This is a genomic window from Achromobacter sp. 413638 (assembly GCF_043119405.1).
Lineage (GTDB): Bacteria > Pseudomonadota > Gammaproteobacteria > Burkholderiales > Burkholderiaceae_B > Achromobacter.
This window is the reverse complement of record NZ_JBICCO010000046.1, coordinates 33,588-49,620: the sequence shown is the minus strand read 5'-3', so window position 1 is coordinate 49,620 and position 16,033 is coordinate 33,588. Positions and strand designations below refer to the sequence as shown.

General features: G+C 63.3%; 16 protein-coding genes. 7 read left to right on the top strand and 9 right to left on the bottom strand.

What is annotated here, in order from left to right; all coding sequences use genetic code 11:
- From ACEU5R_RS18765 to flhD, 6 genes are all read right to left on the bottom strand, one after another.
- The coding region (locus ACEU5R_RS18765) for an Hpt domain-containing protein (RefSeq protein WP_392411209.1) at nucleotides 1-419 on the bottom strand (419 nt) is incomplete at its 3' end.
- 29 nt (nucleotides 420-448) lie between these two features.
- Nucleotides 449-829 (bottom strand): response regulator, encoded by a 381-nt coding sequence (locus ACEU5R_RS18760; protein WP_103274009.1) that lies wholly within the window; start codon nucleotides 827-829, stop codon nucleotides 449-451.
- Between the two features lie 2 nt (nucleotides 830-831).
- Entirely contained in the window at nucleotides 832-1,821 is a 990-nt protein-coding gene (gene motB, locus ACEU5R_RS18755) for a flagellar motor protein MotB (protein WP_103274008.1), read from the bottom strand.
- Nucleotides 1,822-1,835: 14 nt separating this feature from the next.
- A complete protein-coding gene (motA, locus tag ACEU5R_RS18750; protein ID WP_103274007.1) occupies nucleotides 1,836-2,705 on the bottom strand; it encodes a flagellar motor stator protein MotA in 870 nt (289 codons plus the stop codon).
- Nucleotides 2,706-2,823: 118 nt separating this feature from the next.
- A complete protein-coding gene (flhC, locus tag ACEU5R_RS18745; RefSeq protein WP_392411207.1) occupies nucleotides 2,824-3,405 on the bottom strand; it encodes a flagellar transcriptional regulator FlhC in 582 nt (193 codons plus the stop codon).
- A 33-nt stretch (nucleotides 3,406-3,438) separates the two neighbouring features.
- Nucleotides 3,439-3,762 (bottom strand): flagellar transcriptional regulator FlhD, encoded by a 324-nt coding sequence (flhD, locus tag ACEU5R_RS18740; protein WP_006219025.1) that lies wholly within the window; start codon nucleotides 3,760-3,762, stop codon nucleotides 3,439-3,441.
- Between the two features lie 431 nt (nucleotides 3,763-4,193).
- Here flhD and ACEU5R_RS18735 point away from each other — a divergent pair, with 431 nt between their 5' ends.
- The 7 genes from ACEU5R_RS18735 to ACEU5R_RS18705 all read left to right on the top strand — a co-directional run bounded on the left by ACEU5R_RS18735 (nucleotide 4,194) and on the right by ACEU5R_RS18705 (nucleotide 11,170).
- Entirely contained in the window at nucleotides 4,194-4,952 is a 759-nt protein-coding gene (locus ACEU5R_RS18735; RefSeq protein ID WP_392411206.1) for an RNA polymerase sigma factor FliA, read from the top strand.
- 184 nt (nucleotides 4,953-5,136) lie between these two features.
- On the top strand, nucleotides 5,137-6,741 hold the full coding sequence (locus ACEU5R_RS18730) for a methyltransferase regulatory domain-containing protein (RefSeq protein ID WP_103274004.1): 1,605 nt from the start codon (nucleotides 5,137-5,139) through the stop codon (nucleotides 6,739-6,741).
- Nucleotides 6,742-6,998: 257 nt separating this feature from the next.
- Nucleotides 6,999-8,771 (top strand): flagellin, encoded by a 1,773-nt coding sequence (locus ACEU5R_RS18725; protein ID WP_392411205.1) that lies wholly within the window; start codon nucleotides 6,999-7,001, stop codon nucleotides 8,769-8,771.
- Between the two features lie 393 nt (nucleotides 8,772-9,164).
- A complete protein-coding gene (locus ACEU5R_RS18720; protein WP_392411204.1) occupies nucleotides 9,165-9,983 on the top strand; it encodes a hypothetical protein in 819 nt (272 codons plus the stop codon).
- Nucleotides 9,984-10,155: 172 nt separating this feature from the next.
- Entirely contained in the window at nucleotides 10,156-10,350 is a 195-nt protein-coding gene (locus ACEU5R_RS18715) for a putative motility protein (RefSeq protein ID WP_212320818.1), read from the top strand.
- Nucleotides 10,351-10,565: 215 nt separating this feature from the next.
- The gene (locus tag ACEU5R_RS18710; RefSeq protein ID WP_103274000.1) at nucleotides 10,566-10,847 is read left to right on the top strand and encodes a type II toxin-antitoxin system Phd/YefM family antitoxin; all 282 of its coding nucleotides are present in this window, start codon (nucleotides 10,566-10,568) and stop codon (nucleotides 10,845-10,847) included.
- The gene (locus ACEU5R_RS18705; RefSeq protein WP_103273999.1) at nucleotides 10,844-11,170 is read left to right on the top strand and encodes a type II toxin-antitoxin system RelE/ParE family toxin; all 327 of its coding nucleotides are present in this window, start codon (nucleotides 10,844-10,846) and stop codon (nucleotides 11,168-11,170) included. Before ACEU5R_RS18710 ends, ACEU5R_RS18705 begins: the two co-directional genes overlap by 4 nt.
- Before the next feature lie 96 nt (nucleotides 11,171-11,266).
- Here ACEU5R_RS18705 and ACEU5R_RS18700 read toward each other — a convergent pair whose 3' ends face one another.
- The 3 genes from ACEU5R_RS18700 to aceF all read right to left on the bottom strand — a co-directional run bounded on the left by ACEU5R_RS18700 (nucleotide 11,267) and on the right by aceF (nucleotide 16,031).
- Nucleotides 11,267-12,337: a YhcG family protein gene (locus ACEU5R_RS18700; RefSeq protein WP_103273998.1), complete on the bottom strand. Its 1,071-nt coding sequence runs from the start codon at nucleotides 12,335-12,337 to the stop codon at nucleotides 11,267-11,269.
- 258 nt (nucleotides 12,338-12,595) lie between these two features.
- Nucleotides 12,596-14,377, bottom strand: coding sequence for a dihydrolipoyl dehydrogenase (gene lpdA / locus ACEU5R_RS18695; RefSeq protein WP_103273997.1), 1,782 nt, complete (start codon nucleotides 14,375-14,377; stop codon nucleotides 12,596-12,598).
- Between the two features lie 13 nt (nucleotides 14,378-14,390).
- Complete coding sequence (gene aceF, locus ACEU5R_RS18690) at nucleotides 14,391-16,031, bottom strand: dihydrolipoyllysine-residue acetyltransferase (protein WP_392411203.1); 1,641 nt, start codon at nucleotides 16,029-16,031, stop codon at nucleotides 14,391-14,393.
- Nucleotides 16,032-16,033: the final 2 nt, after the last annotated feature.

Genomic DNA, 16,033 nt, shown 5'->3' with positions numbered 1-16,033 from the left:
GCGGCGGCCGCCGGATCCTTATGCTCCAGGGCCAGCTGCCTCAACACCGCGCAGATGCGCTCGAATACGGCTTCGTCGGGCTCTTCGGAGGCCCGGTAGGCGTCCAATTGGCTTTTGAGCACGTCTTTCGTTTCCAAGAATATGTCCACCATGTCCGTGCGCAGCGCCATTTCGCCGCGACGGATCGCGTCCAGAAGGTTTTCGAGCAGGTGCGTGGTGCCGGCCAGCTGCGTGAAGCAGCCGAACGTCGCCGCACCGCCCTTGATCGAGTGGGCGGCCCGGAAAATGGCGTTGAGCTGCTCGATGTTGGGCGAGCCCACGTCCAGCTCCAGCAGCAGCTGCTCCATCTGCGCGAGCAGCTCATCCGCCTCGTCGAAAAAGGTCTCGTAAAACTGACTGAGATCCAAACCAGAACTCATGGCCGGTACGCCTTCATAAATGAACTCGCCTACGCGCCCGGCTGCTCATTGAGCAGTTCGGACGCCAATTCCACCAGCACGTCGGGATCGACCGGCTTGGACAACCAGCCGCACACTCCCAGATCCCGGGCGGCCATCTTGCTGTCCACGTCGTCTTCCGTGGTCAGCACGAGAACGGGCACGTCCACGTACTGGTCCTCTCCCCGCAGACCCTGGATCAGCTCCAGGCCGCCCATCACGGGCATGTTCCAGTCGCTGACCACCAGGTCGATGGGATGGCTGCGGGCCATTTCCAGCGCTTCCTGGCCATTGCCTGCCGTCACGACCTTCCAGCCCGCGCCGGTCAGCGTCGCCTGCACAATCATGCGCATCGTGGCCGAATCATCGGCCACCAGTATCGTTGCCGCCATCGTTATTGAACCCCTTCGGCGCGCGGGGTGCTTTCCGCTGCGCCCTGATTGGTTTGCCCGGCGGCCCTAACCGCAGCCTGGGCCGCCTCCACCGCCGTTCCGACCTCGCGTGCATCGCGCGCGCTCACGTCGGCGGCCGCGGCGTTTTCATTCTCGATGCGCCGCTGGGTGCCCTGATTGAGCACCACAAGGCTGATACGTCTATTAACGGCTGCATACGGATCATCTTTAACCAGGCTCATGCTGGACGACAGCCCCTGGATCCGCATGACCTTGCTCTCGCTCATGCCGCCGGCCACCAGCTCCTGGCGGGACGCGTTGGCGCGGTCGGCCGACAGTTCCCAGTTGCTGTAGGCGCGCTCCCCGCGCGCGTATTGCGACGCGTCGGTATGGCCCGAGATGCTGACCTTGTTGGGCAGCTCGTTCAGGACCGGCCCCAGCTCACGCAGGATGTCGCGCATGTACGGCTGCACCTCGGCGCGACCGGTGGCGAACATGGGGCGGTTCTGATTGTCGATGATCTGGATTCGCAGGCCTTCGGTGGTCATGTCGATCAGCAGCTGCGGCCGGAAGCTCTTGAGCACCGGGCTGTTCTCGATCACGTTTTCCAGGCGCTTCTTGAGGTTTTCCAGGCGATGGTGATCGCGCCGTTCGGCGTCCACCATCGGCTGGGCCTCGACCCGGTTGCCCTGGGCGCGGCGCTCGTCGCCATCGCTGCGCAGCGGATCGCGGCCACCGCCAGGCACGGCGCTGGTCTCGGCCGAGCTGCTGGGTCCGCCGGTCAGCGCCACCCGCAGCGGCATGCGGAAGTACTCCGCGATGCCCTTGAGCTCTTCGCGCGGCACGATGCTGATCAGCCACATCACCAGGAAGAACGCCATCATGGCCGTGATGAAGTCGGCGTAGGCGATCTTCCAGCTGCCTCCGTGGTGGCCGCCGCCCCTGACCTTCTTGCGGCGGATCACCACACGGTGGTTGTTTACGGTGCTCATGGCCCGCTGCTCCGTCAGGCCTTGCCGGTGGACTTGGTCTGCCGGACGTGCTCTTCCAGCTCACCAAAGGTCGGGCGCACGGCCGAGAACAGCACCTTGCGGCCGAACTCCACCGCCAGCTGGGGCGGATAGCCATTCATGCTGGCCAGCAGCGTGGTCTTGATGCATTCCAGCACCTTGACCGCCTCGGCCGTGCGGCGGTCGACGCGCGAGGCCAGCGGTCCGACGAAGCCGTAGGCCAGCAGAATGCCCAGGAACGTGCCCACCATGGCCTTGGAGATCAGGTCGCCCAGGATCGCGGGCGGCTGGTCCACCGCCGCCAGGGCCTTGATCACGCCCAGCACCGCCGCCACGATGCCGAAGGCCGGCAGGCCGTCGGCCATCTGTTGCAGTGCATGGGTGGGGATTTCGCGCTCGTGGCGGTAGGTTTCGATTTCCTCGTCCATGAGCGTTTCGATTTCGAACGAGCTCATGTTGCCGCTGATCATGATGCGCAGGTAGTCCGTGATGAACTCCATGAGCTTGTTGTCCTTCATGATGCGCGGGTACTCGCTGAAGATCGGGCTGGAGGCCGGATCCTCGATATGCGATTCGATGGCCATCAGGCCTTCGCGGCGCGCCTTGTTCAGCAGGACATACAAGAGCGCCATCAGCTCCATGTACACCTCTTTGCTGTACTGCGAGCTCTTGAGCGCGTCGGGCAAGGCTTTCTTGACCAGCATCAGGGACTTCTTGCTGTTGCCGGCCAGGAACGCGCCGAAAGCGGCTCCGAAGATCAGCGTGAGCTCGAAAGGCTGGTACAGCGCGCCCAGGTGGCCGCCGAGCGCGATGAAGCTGCCGACGACCGAGACGCTCACCACGAGATAACCGATAACAATCAACACATCAGGCCCCTGCCAACGAAGTCTAAAACCGGCGTCAATGATCCCCTGTTCCCCCCGACCCAAAAAGGCGGGTTACGGGGAGTTTTCCAGGGCTTTTGATGTATTTGGACGCCGCCGCTCAGGAACGGGCGGCGTCGGAGGCAGGCACGGGGCGGCTGCCGGCGCGCGCCTTGGCGGCCGCGCGCGTCTTTCCGGCGCGGGGTGGCGGCCGGCAAATGGCGCACACGAAGTCGGATTGCGGGTCGTGCGCATGGGCGATGAAATGGCCGCCGCACTGGCGGCAGGCCGACAGTTGCAGCATGCCGCTGTCGAAGAAGCGGACCAGCATCCAGGCACGGGTGAAGCTCAGCACTGGCTCGCCGGACTCGGCGTTGTCCACGCCCGAGTTTTCCAGGTACAGCCGGTAGGCGTCGATGACCGCGCGGATGCCCTTGCTGGTGGTGCGCGCGTTCAGGAAGGAATAGACGTTGTAGAACAGCGAGGAATGGATATTCGGCAGCCAGGTCATGAACCAGTCCACCGAGAAAGGCAGCATGCCCTTGGGAGGCGAGCAGCCGCGTATTTCCCGATACAGGCGCGCCAGGCGGTCGTGGCTGAGACTGGTCTCAGCCTCCAGCACCTGCAACCGCGCGCCCAGTGAAATCATCGAGCTGGCAAGCAGAATGTCGTCGGCTTCCTGCGAAACGCTCTTGATGGCCATGACTGATTATCCGTGTGGGATCCGGAAAGGCCGTCAGGCCAGCTCTTCGACCGGCTGTTTCGCCAGCAGGATCGTCGCATGCGCTTGCTGCAGCGCGCCGCCGAGCACATCGTGCGTCAGCGCGGACAGCAGGCTGTAGTCATCGAAACGGAAGCGGCACAGCAGCGAGCTGGAGCTGGCCAGCTTCACCAGCTGCGCCGGCGACAGGCGCATCAGGATATCGGCGACTTCGTTGCTGAATCCCAGACGGAACATGGATGCGGCATAGTCGTCGCGCAGCATGCGCTGCGCCAACAACAGATAGGACAGATTCACTTCACGAATATCTGCCAGCAAAGAATTCTCGACTTGTTGCACGCCCGACTCCCTATTCCCTATCCCACGCAAGGGGCTTGATTACCAAGGGCAACGCATGTTTTGTTGCATGATTGCCCGCTGCATCCTGTTTTAATGCGAAATGTATCATTTGTTCGCAATTTAAGTAAAATTTACCACAGGTCATGTCATTTTCTATGACTTATATGACAAATCTTTGTTGATATTGCGCAACTTGCGATTTTAGATACACCTTGACATGCAATTCTTGGCCAAATTTACGTCAATTTGCCAAATAGGCATTCAAAAAGTTGCGTGCTTTAAGGAATGAAAAGAGCGCATTTGCCGACAATGACAACTTGCCGATCACTTATCCTTGCCCCGCTTTAGTGCAGCCGCGCGTTTGTCGACAATGTCGCAAATTGACAACGATCGACGGCGCGTGAAGATGGACACCGCCTGACCTTTCCGCAATGCCCCACGCAGATGACAGCTTGGTCGAATATGCCCCGCTAGTGCGGAAGCTGGCCCTGCAATTGCTCGCCCGCCTGCCGGCCAGCGTCGAGCTCGACGACCTCATACAGGCCGGCATGATCGGCCTGCTCGATGCTGTCCGTCGTTATCAGGAAACCGCCGACGCGCAGTTCGAGACCTACGCCACCACCCGCATCCGCGGCGCCATGCTGGACGAGTTGCGCGGCCAGGACTGGCTGCCTCGCAGCGTGCGCGCCAAGGCGCGCAAGATCGAGCAGGCCATCCAGCAGCTCGAGCAGCGCCTGATGCGCGCGCCCACCGAGGCCGAGATCGCCCAGCAGCTGGAATTGCCGCTGAATGAATACCAGGCGCTGCTGCACGACGCGCAAGGCGTGCAGATCGTGCATTACGAGGATTTCACGACCGACGCCGATACCGGCCCGGGCGCGCAATCGGACTGGAGCGCCACGCTGAACCACGGCTCGGCCACCGGCAATCCGCTGGATTCCCTGCTGGCGGGCGATTTCCGCCAGGCGCTGGTGCACGCCATCGACGCCCTGCCCGATCGCGAAAAGCTGCTGCTGTCGCTGTGTTACGAGCAAGGCCTGAACCTGAAGGAAATCGGCGCGATCATGAACGTGACCGAGGCCCGCGTCTGCCAGCTGCGCTCGCAGGCCACGGCGCGGATTCGCGCCAAGCTGAAGGAACAGGCCTGGCAGGATCTGCCCAAGGAAGGGCAGATCGCGCAGATTATTTAGCGCTCTGTTTACAGGGTTCGCACGCGAGCTGTTCGTGCCAAGCGTGCAAGATCCCGGCGAATTCCGCCGTTATTCCCCCCATTTCTTCGCGCGAGCGACAGCTAACCTTCAGACTGGCGCGCATCATGGCGCCGGCATGGGCCGGCGCCAGCGCACTCGCTCTACCGCCCCCCAGGAATACGCAATGACCGATACCGACGCCGTCACCCAGGCGCTAGCCGCGGCCTACGACGAAACGCCTTACCAATCGAATGCCTTCTCGATCTCTGCCCCCGGCCATCTGCGAGCCGTGGCGGCGCTGTATGGCATCAGCGCGCCGCCCGTGGCGAACGCCCGCGTTCTGGAATTGGGCTGCGCCGCCGGCGGCAACCTGCTGCCCTACGCCGTCGCCCATCCCGAAGCCCGGGCCGTGGGCGTGGACCTGTCTGTGCAGCAGATCGAAGCCGGCCAGTCCATCGTCAAGGCCATGGGCCTGAAGAATCTGGACCTGCGCGCGATGAGCATCACGGACATCACGCCCGAGTTCGGACAGTTCGACTACATCATCGTGCATGGCGTGTTCAGCTGGGTGCCGCCGGAAGTGCGCGAAGCCATCTTGCGTGTGTGCCGGGAAAACCTGGCGCCTGAAGGTATTGCCTATGTCAGCTACAACACCTATCCAGGCTGGAAGGCGTCGGACGTGGTGCGGGATGCGATGATCCTGAACAGCCATGACGCGCAGACGCCGGAGGAACGGCTAGCGCGGGCCAAGGATATGCTGGCCATGCTGGAAAACGGGCTGTCCAACAACAATCCGCTACGCTCAGCCTTGCAGCAGGCGGCGCGCCAGGTACGCAAGCAATCCGACTATTACCTGATGCACGAGCACCTGGAGGAGGTCAACGCGCCCTGCTATTTCCTGGAATTCGTCGCCGCGGCCCAGCAAGCGGGGTTGGCCTATCTGGCCGATGCGGAACCGCAGTCCATGATCTCCACCAACTACGGCGACAACGTGGCCATGCTGCATGGCGCCTTGTCCGCCGATGCCGGCCGTGAAATGCGCGAGCAGTATCTGGATTTCGCTGTAGGCAGGCAATTTCGCAAGAGCCTGCTGATCCACGCCGACCGAGCAGAGAAAATCCTGGATCGTCCCGAAGCGAACGCGCTGGAAAAAATGCATGTGGCTGCGCGCCTGACACAAGCGCGGGCGCCAGCCGGCGCCCCGTCCAAGGAACGACACTATCTGACCGCAAATGGCGTCGGCTTGTCTTCCCAGGCGTCCAGTTTCGTGGCCATCGCCGAAGCCCTGCGGCTGGCCTGGCCCCGCGCCCTGACCTTCCAGGAACTCCTGGACGCCGCGCGCCCAAAGGCAAAGAAGACGACGACCGATGCACAACTGGGCGAGGAAATCCTGACCCATCTTGTGCTGCTCCTGAACGCCAATGCGCTGTGCTATCGGCTTGAACCCGTGGGCTACGCCCATGAAGAGCCGCAGCCTCGCTGGATCCCGGGCCTGACGCACCTGCGTGCCATCGACATCCAGGGCAGCAGAATGATTGGCCAATACAACCTGTGGCATCAATCCCTGCGCCCGCCGGTCGACGAGGTACACCGATTCGTGGGCCAGCACATCGACAAGGGCACTTCGCTACCCGAACTGCGCACCAGGCTGCGCGATGCACTCGCATCTGGCGAACTGGCACACCCCAATGGAAAATCAATGAAGCGCGTCCGCAACCTGGATCCTGTTGCACAATCCCTCTTGTCTGACGTGCTGAATCAGTTGCGCACTCTCGGTCTGCTTATATAGAAGGGCAGCGCGATCATCGCCAGGCATGGGAAAGGGGCTATCTGCCCCTTTTTTCTTATGACGCGGCGCACAGCAGCCACAGCATGGCAATGATCGAAAAGCACGCCTTTCTCAAATTTGCCCTAAAGAATGTTTTTTGACTGCCGTAATCCTGGCAACGGATGAACTTGAAAACCTCAAATTCAGTTCCTCACGTTACAGTTGGGCGGCCTAGCTGCCCGGTTTGAAGAAGCCTTTCTCTCCTTGGGAGCCTAAACATGGCTGCAGTCATCAATACCAACTACTTGTCGCTGGTTGCCCAGAACAACCTGAACAAGTCCCAGTCCGCCCTGGGTACCGCCATCGAACGCCTGTCGTCGGGCCTGCGCATCAACAGCGCCAAGGACGACGCCGCCGGCATGGCCATCGCCAACCGCTTCACCGCGAACGTCAAGGGCCTGACCCAAGCCGCCCGCAACGCCAACGACGGCATCTCGCTGGCTCAAACGACCGAAGGCGCGTCGAGCGAAGTCAACACCCACCTGCAGCGCGTGCGCGAACTGGCCGTTCAGGCCGGTAACGGCAACTACTCGCAAGAGCAGCTGGATTCGATGCAAGATGAAATCAACCAGCGCCTGTCCGACATCAACCGCATCTCGCAACAGACCGACTTCAACGGCGTGAAGGTCCTGTCGGCCAACGCCAAGCCCCTGACGCTGCAAGTTGGCGCCAACGACGGCGAAACCATCACCCTGAACCTGTCGGAAATCAGCGTCAAGACGCTGGGTCTGAACGGCTTCAACGTGAATGGCAAGGGTGTGGTGGACAACCGTTCGGCCAACATCAATGATCTGACTGGCCCGAATGTCACCGCGTCTGCATCTGGTTTGCCGAACCAATATGATGTCACGACCAAAAACGTTGATGCGAAGGCGTCTGATTTGCTGGGTAAGTTCAAGAACGGTGACAGCATTACCGTTGATCCCGCCGGCACGCCGACGAAGTATACATATGATGCTACTGCTGGCAACTTCACCTACACCAAGGTTGACAACAGCGCAAATATCGAAGCGGCAATTAAGGGCAAAATCGGTTCGACCCCTGTAAGCGCTACCTATAAGAACACCAAGGAAACGGTCGATATCAAGATCGATTCCAACGGCAATATTACTGATACCAGCGGCAAGGCGCTGTATTGGGATCCCACTGCCGGCAACCTGTCTGCGACCGACAATAAGGCTGCTGGCGGCAATCTGTCCCAGGCTAAACTTAAAGATCTGACCGACTATGCAGCAGGCGGCTCGGCTACCGTGGATCGGTCGGGTGTGGCTCTGAGCATCGGCGGCACTACCTACAAGGGACGAGCTGCTGCTGCTGATATTGCCTTCCAAACCACCGCAACCACCGACCAAGTTCTGACAGCCCTCAACGGCAAGACTGGTTCGGCCACGATGGGCACTGGCATCCAGGCCGCCACTGTCGATATCAGCGCTACCGGCGTCTTGACGCAGAAGGATGCAGTCGTGCCCGCCAACAACAACAAGCTGTACCTCGACGGCAAGGGAGAACTGAGCATCGTTGAAAAAACCGTTCAACGCTTCCAGTTCGATCAGCTCACGGGCAAGGTCCTGGCCATTGCCGGTGGCGATACCTTCAAGAACGATGGCGCCAGCAAGTCCATGTCCACGGATCCCAATGCCGCCTCCATCGGCAAGGAACTGAAGATCGACTCGAGCGGCAAGATGACGTTCGAAGCCCAGAGCAAAGGCGACAAGACCACCGACCCGCTCAAGACCCTGGACTCCGCGTTCAAGGTCCTGAACAAGCTGACCGGCGAGCTGGGTGCTGTGCAGAACCGTCTGGAATCGACGATCGCCAATCTGAACAACGTCGTCAACAACCTGTCGGGCGCCCGCTCGCGGATCCAGGACGCGGACTACGCCACGGAAGTGTCGAACATGTCCAAGAACCAGATCCTGCAACAGGCTGGTACCTCGGTTCTGGCGCAAGCCAACCAAGTGCCGCAAACCGTTCTGTCGCTGCTGCGTTAATCACGCCTCAGCAGGAACGGCCGGGCAGGTCCGGACCGCGAGGTCCGGCTTGCCCGACCTGGCACGGGGACCTTCGGGTCCCACCCAAGCACAAAGCCGGCGCAAGCCGGCTTTGTGCTTTCCAGCGCGCGGGCCACTCTGACCACAGATCCCGGATCTGCCGCGGTCGCCGGATCGCATGCTGCGCGCCGCCAGGCGCGAGAAAACCCGCCTGAACTTGCATGACAGCACGGCTTCCCCTTCGTGTCGCGTCCGCCTTCCGGACACATGCCTACACCCTGCTGGCAAGTGCCTGCCGCAGCCGGCCTTTTGCCCGCTTATTCGTTTTTTTGACCGCTACGCGCGCCCCTCATAATTGCGGTCGCATGATTTTGTATCTATAGTTTTCTCAACATGACCGCCACGCCGTCCGATCCCCTCGCTACGCAGCATGACAGCACTCCGGATCGCAATGATCAGGCGCCGGCGGATGCCCAACGCCTGCTCGAGGAAAACCGCGCCCTGCGCGAATTGCTGGCCGCCCAGGTCAGCGCGCAGCTGCCCCGTCCGCCCGGCGTGGTCCGGCGCCTGGCCTGGTGGCTGATCAGCGCGCCCGGGGCCACGCTTGTCCGCTGGCGCAGCCTGCTTGGCCGCGAAGACGCGCCCCCCATCACCGGCAAGCGCGTGGGCTGGGCCACGCTGACCGTGCTCTACACCCTGGCGATCTACGGCGCGCTGGTGCTGCTGGTCGTGTACTGGAGCACGCCCAATTCTGAGCGCACCGGCGCGTCGGCCGCCAGCCCCGTGCGGCTGCCGCTGCAGCCCTTGCAGCCGCTGCCGGGCCTGGGACAGGAACATGCCGATAGCGCCCCGGAAGAATCCCGCCACGCGTCGGAGCGCGAGCCGGCGCCGCCTGCGTCCGCCGCCACGCCATCAACGCCCGCAGCCGATGCGCCGGCGCGCGCGCCGCATGCCGACACGCCGCAGACTGAGACCCCTGCCACGGCCACGCCTCAGCCAGCCCCGGCGCCCGCGCCCGTCCCCACTCTCCGAGTCACCGAAATCCCCGCCGAACCGCGCGACAGCTGGCTGGATGCATTGAAGGCAGAGCTGCAACGCTGCGCCGGATTGAGTTTCTTCGACCGGCCGGACTGCGCCTGGGCCGCACGCAAGCAATACTGCGAACCCAACCAAGGATGGGGCACCGTCAAGGAATGCCCCGCTCGCCCGTGAACGGCCCGTGGACGCGCTGGTCGGCCCATCCGCGCCCACGTCTCGCCTCGTCAGGAACGAGCGAAAAAATATCCGGCAAGACGCAGCAAGACGCTCCCCGAAACGCGAAAACTACGCGACAATAACTCTCCATCAGGCTCATTCCCGAGCCGCCCACGCAGGAACCTCAGACATGGACTCCGTCAACAACGCCGTCAATACCGTCCTGGCCATGCGCGACGCGCAAACGGTCGATCAGGTCCAGGCCACCCTGCTCAAGAAGGTGCTGAACATGCAGTCGCAAACCGTAGCCACGCTGATGCAGGGCGCCGTGCCGGCCATGGCCCAGGACGCCACGCTGGGCTCGCGGGTCAATACGCACGCCTGAGCACGCGGGCCTCGCTGCGCCCGCCTGCCCTTGCGGCGATTGCCGAATCCCCACACAGCAATGGCTGCGTGGGGATTTTCTTTTTGCAGCCTGCGGTGGCGAGGATCGGATATCAGCCCGATCACCGTGGCTTGCGCAACATGGAGCACCCGAACGACGAGACTGAATTCAGACTAAAATAAGTCCGATACATCTATTTAGCTGGAGCTCTGCCCATGAAGTACTCAACACAGGTCAAACCGATCTCATATCTCAAGAGTCATGCGGCCGAAATCGTCACGACCCTGTCCCAGACGCGCGAACCGTTGTTGATCACCCAAAATGGCGAGGCCAAGCTCGTCGTCATGGATGTGCAAAGCTATGAAGAGCAGGAACAGGCGATTGCCTTGCTCCAGCTGCTTGCGCAAGGCCGCAGGGAAATAGAGGAAGGCCGGACGATCCCGGCCACGGATGTATTCGCGCGGATTGAAGCCATGGACCAGGAAGACCCTGCATGACGCATCGGGTCGTGTTTCTTCAGTCCGCAGCCGACGATCTGTTCGAGATCCGGCGCTATGTCATCAAGCACTTCTCTCCGTCCACCTGGCTGGACGCCTACGCGAAGATCAAGAAGGCGGTCCTGAATCTGGAGCGCTTTCCCGGCGCCGGCCATGCGCCGCCCGAGCTGCCCGCCACTCACTTTCTCGAGATCATTGCCGCCAAGAACCGGGTGATCTACGAAGTCGTCAGTGACGTCGTTTACATCCACGTCATCTGCGATTGCAGGCAGGACTTCAAAACGAAACTGGCGAGACGGCCCTTGCGCGCGCTCAGGCCGTAGCACGACAGCCCGGCAGATGCCCCGATGCAAGCCGAACCAGCAGCCCACAACGGCACGGCACCGCGCCGTGCATGTCCGCCGCAACCGTGCGGGCCGCTATATCGTTTCACCGCCACGCAGCTCAATCCGCAGACGAGCCCGCGTCGCCGCCTGCTGCAACTTCTCACCCAACACCTCGCGCGACGGCAAGGCCGTCAGGTACTCGGCGACGTGTATCCCTGATCGGTCCAGTTCCAGCAGTTCGATCTGCTCGCGCTTCTTGCCCGTGCACAGGATGATTCCCAGCGGCGCGGCCTCGCCGGGCTCGCGTTCGTGCCTGTCCAGCCAGCGCAGATACAGCTCCATCTGGCCCTTGTGCGCCGCCTCGAAGTCGCCGATCTTCAATTCGACGGCGACCAGACGCCGCAACTTGCGGTTGTAGAACAGCAGATCCAGATGGAAGTCCTCGTCGTCGATCTGGATGCGCTTCTGCCGCGCCAGGAAGGAAAAGCCCGCGCCCAGTTCCAGCAGGAAGGATTCCATCTCGCGGATGATCGCGCCTTCCAGGTCGCCTTCCTGCCAGCTGTCCTGCAGGCCCAGGAAGTCCAGGATGTACGGGTCGCGCATCACCAGCGCCGGCGACATGCGCTGCGCGCCGGCCAGGGTTGCCAGTTCCTGGGCGATCAATTCATCCGGTTTTTGGGACAGCGCCGTGCGTTCGTAGAGCATGGAGTTGATGCGCTCGCGCAGGGTGCGCACGCTCCAGCGTTCGATGCTGGCCATTTGTGCGTAGTAGTCGCGTTGGAGCGGGTCTTTCAACGGGATCAGGGCGATAAAATGGGTCCAGCTCAATTGTCGTATCAGCGATACGACAATCTGCTCGTCTGGAAAGGTCGTGGCGAACTGCACCATGCGGCGCAGGTTCTTGACCGAAAAACTGCTGCCATACTCCCGCACCAACTGCGCCGCTACATTGGGCAGCACTTCCTCGCCGTAGTCGGCCCGCCGCCCCTCAAGTACTTGCGCGTGGATGCGTTGGCCGATACGCCAATAGAGCATCGTCAACTCGCTGTTCACCGCCGAGGCGGCACGCTGCCGAGCCCCCTCGATCAATATCCGGATATCCCCCAGCAACGCCTCCGGCGCCGTCTCGGGCACCGTCGCTACGGATGTCTTGCCTTTGGCCATGCCATCACCTCCCATAGGATGGATGAGTCGGCCATCGCACCATGCCAAGCTGCCACATGCCCGCACACCCTGGGCGTGAACATAGCGCAGGGCCGCCATCCCGGTCCGGCCGACAGTGACAAATCTGTCCATCCTTGTCCGCCCCTTCTGGCGCTGTTCCCCCCAAAGCACGCGGCGCGCACCCGCATCGGCCAGACAAAAAAAATCCCCGCGCAGCGTCGCCGCCGCGCGGGGATTTCGCAGACAAACCGCGTCTGCTTACTTCTTCTTCATCGGCGGCAAGTCCGTGCACACGCCTTCGGCCACTTCCGCGGCCATGCCGACCGATTCACCCAGCGTGGGGTGCGGGTGGATGGTCTTGGCGATGTCGATCACGTCCGCGCCCATTTCCACGGCCAGGGCCACTTCGCTGATCAGGTCGCCGGCGTGGGTGCCCACGATGCCGCCGCCCAGGATGCGGTGCGTATCCGCGTCGAAGATCAGCTTGGTGAAGCCCTCGTCGCGGCCATTGGCGATGGCGCGGCCGGAGGCGGCCCAGGGGAACACGCCCTTCTCGAACTTGATGCCCTGCTTCTTGGCCTCGTCTTCCGTCAGGCCCACCCAGGCCACTTCCGGATCGGTGTAGGCCACCGACGGAATGACGCGGGCGTCGAAGAAGGACTTCTGGCCGGCCGCCGCTTCCGCCGCCACGTGGCCTTCATGCACGGCCTTGTGCGCCAACATGGGCTGGCCCACGATGTCGCCGATGGCGTAGATGTGCGGCACGTTGGTGCGCATCTGCTTGTCGACCTCGATGAAACCACGGTCGGTGACGGCGATGCCCGCCTTGTCGGCGCCGATCTTCTTGCCGTTGGGGCTGCGGCCCACGGCCTGCAGCACCAGGTCGTAGCGCTGGGGCTCCTTGGGCGCGCCCTCGCCTTCGAAGCTGACGTAGATGCCGTCCTTCTTCGCCTCGGCGCCCACGGTCTTGGTCTTCAACATGATGTTGTCGAAGCGGTAGGCATTCTTCTTCTGCCACACCTTGACCATATCGCGGTCGGCGCCCTGCATCAGGCCGTCCAGCATTTCCACCACGTCCAGGCGCGCGCCCAGCGTGGAGTACACCGTGCCCATTTCCAGGCCGATGATGCCGCCGCCGACGATCAGCATCTTCTTGGGGATCTCGCGCAGCAGCAGCGCGCCGGTCGAGTCGACGATGCGCTCGTCCTGCGGCAGGAACGGCAGCTTCACCGACTGGCTGCCGGCGGCGATGATGGCCTGCTTGAAGCGCAGCGTCTGGACCTTGCCGTCCTTGCCCGTGACTTTCAGGTGATGCGGATCGACAAACTCACCCACGCCGTGTGCCACGGTGACCTTGCGCGCCTTGGCCATGCCGGCCAGGCCGCCGGTCAGCTTGGCGACCACGCTGTCCTTGTAGCCGCGCAGCTTGTCCAGGTCGATCTTCGGCTCGCCGAAGCTGATGCCGTGGGCGGCCAGCTCGCGTGCCTCGTCGATGATCGCGGCGTTGTGCAGCAGCGCCTTGGACGGGATGCAGCCCACGTTCAGGCAGACGCCGCCCAGCGTGTCGTAGCGCTCCACCAGCACGGTGGACAGACCCAGGTCGGCGGCGCGGAAGGCGGCCGAATAGCCGCCGGGGCCGGCGCCCAGCACCAGCATGTCGTACTCGGCATCGGCCGAGCCGCCGAAGCTGGCGGCGGCCGGAGCCGGGGTCGACGCAACGGCGGCGGCAGGCTTGGCCGCTTCCGCAGCCTTGGCCGGCGCGGCGGCGGCGGGCGCGGCGGCCGGCGCGGCGGCGGCTCCTGCCGCCTCCACTTCCAGCACCACCGTGCCTTCCGCGACCTTGTCGCCTACCTTCACGCTGATCGACTTCACCACCCCGCCCTGCGAGGCCGGAATCTCCATCGACGCCTTGTCGGACTCCACCGTGATCAGGCTCTGCTCGGCCTTGATCGTGTCGCCCACCGACACCAGCACTTCGATGACTTCCACTTCCTTGAAGTCGCCGATGTCCGGAACCTTGATTTGAACGGTATTGCTCATGAAGGCTCCCCGGTTACAGCGCGATGCGACGGAAGTCGGCCAGCAGCGCGCCCAGATAGGCGTTGAAGCGGGCCGCGGCGGCGCCGTCGATGACGCGGTGGTCATAGGACAGCGACAGCGGCACGATCAGGCGCGGCACGAACTGCTTGCCGTCCCAGACCGGCTTGTGCGACGAACGCGACACGCCCAGGATGGCCACTTCGGGCGCATTGATGATGGGCGTGAACGAGGTGCCGCCGATGCCGCCCAGCGACGAGATCGAGAAGCAGCCGCCCTGCATGTCGGCCGGCGAGATCTTGCCGTCGCGGGCCTTCTTGGACAGATCGGTCATTTCCTGGGCGATCTGCAGGATGCCCTTCTTGTCGGCATCGCGGATCACCGGCACCACCAGCCCGTTGGGCGTATCGGCGGCGAAGCCGATGTGGTAGTACTGCTTGAGCACCAGGTTGTCGCCGTCCAGCGAGGCGTTGAACTCGGGGAACTTCTTCAGGGCCGCGACCACGGCCTTGATCAGGAAGGCCAGCATCGTGACCTTGATGCCCGACTTCTCGTTTTCCTTGTTCAGCGTGACGCGCAGCGCTTCCAGGTCGGTGATGTCCGCTTCGTCATTGTTGGTGACGTGCGGGATCATGACCCAGTTGCGATGCAGGTTCGCGCCGGAGATCTTCTTGATGCGCGACAGCGGCTTGGCTTCGATCGGGCCGAACTTGGTGAAGTCGACCTTGGGCCACGGCAAGAGGCCCAGCGCGGCGCCGTCGGCCGAACCGCCGGCGACGGCGGCCGGAGCGGCCAGCGCCTGCTTGACGAAGGCGCGCACGTCGTCGGCCGTGATGCGGTCCTTGGGACCGGAGCCCTTGACCTTGCTCAGATTCACGCCCAGCTCGCGCGCGAACTTGCGCACCGAGGGCGAAGCGTGCGGCAGCTGGCCCGGCTTCAGGTTGGCGTCTTCCAGCGCGGCGGCCGGAGCCGGACGCGCGGCCGGCGCGGCGGCGGGAGCCGCCGGTGCCGGCGCCTCGGCCTTGGGCGCGGGCGCGGCGGCAGCGGCCTGGGCGGGCGCGGCGGCGGCCGGAGCCGAGCCTTCCACCACGACCACGACCGAGCCCTTGGCGACCTTGTCGCCGACCTTGACCTTCACTTCCTTGACCACGCCGCCCTGCGAGGCGGGAATCTCCATCGAGGCCTTGTCGGACTCGACGGTGATCAGGCTCTGCTCGGCCTTGATCGTGTCGCCCACGGCGACCATGACTTCGATGACCTCGACTTCCTTGAAGTCGCCGATGTCCGGCACCTGGATCTCGACGGGACCGGCGCTGGCAGCCGGAGCCGGCGCGGCAGCAGCGGCAGGCTTGGCAGCTTCAGCGGCCTTGGCCGGCGCAGCAGCAGCGGGCGCGGCGGCGGGCGCGGCGGCGGCGCCTGCCGCCTCCACTTCCAGCACCACCGTGCCTTCCGCAACCTTGTCGCCAACCTTCACGCTGATCGACTTCACCACCCCGCCCTGCGAGGCCGGAATCTCCATCGACGCCTTGTCGGACTCCACCGTGATCAGGCTCTGCTCGGCCTTGATCGTGTCGCCCACCGACACCAGCACCTCGATGACTTCCACTTCCTTGAAGTCACCGATGTCCGGAACCTTGATCTGCACGATATTGCTCATGT

Coding starts and splice junctions, on each gene's coding strand:
- ACEU5R_RS18720 (WP_392411204.1), top strand. CDS start 9,165: ATGACCGCCACGCCGTCCGATCCCCTCGCTACGCAGCATGACAGCACT.
- lpdA (WP_103273997.1), bottom strand. CDS start 14,377: ATGAGCAATACCGTTCAAATCAAGGTTCCGGACATCGGCGACTTCAAG.
- flhC (WP_392411207.1), bottom strand. CDS start 3,405: ATGGCCATCAAGAGCGTTTCGCAGGAAGCCGACGACATTCTGCTTGCC.
- ACEU5R_RS18760 (WP_103274009.1), bottom strand. CDS start 829: ATGGCGGCAACGATACTGGTGGCCGATGATTCGGCCACGATGCGCATG.
- ACEU5R_RS18725 (WP_392411205.1), top strand. CDS start 6,999: ATGGCTGCAGTCATCAATACCAACTACTTGTCGCTGGTTGCCCAGAAC.
- motB (WP_103274008.1), bottom strand. CDS start 1,821: ATGAGCACCGTAAACAACCACCGTGTGGTGATCCGCCGCAAGAAGGTC.
- ACEU5R_RS18730 (WP_103274004.1), top strand. CDS start 5,137: ATGACCGATACCGACGCCGTCACCCAGGCGCTAGCCGCGGCCTACGAC.
- ACEU5R_RS18705 (WP_103273999.1), top strand. CDS start 10,844: ATGACGCATCGGGTCGTGTTTCTTCAGTCCGCAGCCGACGATCTGTTC.
- ACEU5R_RS18715 (WP_212320818.1), top strand. CDS start 10,156: ATGGACTCCGTCAACAACGCCGTCAATACCGTCCTGGCCATGCGCGAC.
- aceF (WP_392411203.1), bottom strand. CDS start 16,031: ATGAGCAATATCGTGCAGATCAAGGTTCCGGACATCGGTGACTTCAAG.
- ACEU5R_RS18710 (WP_103274000.1), top strand. CDS start 10,566: ATGAAGTACTCAACACAGGTCAAACCGATCTCATATCTCAAGAGTCAT.
- ACEU5R_RS18735 (WP_392411206.1), top strand. CDS start 4,194: ATGCCCCACGCAGATGACAGCTTGGTCGAATATGCCCCGCTAGTGCGG.
- ACEU5R_RS18700 (WP_103273998.1), bottom strand. CDS start 12,337: ATGGCCAAAGGCAAGACATCCGTAGCGACGGTGCCCGAGACGGCGCCG.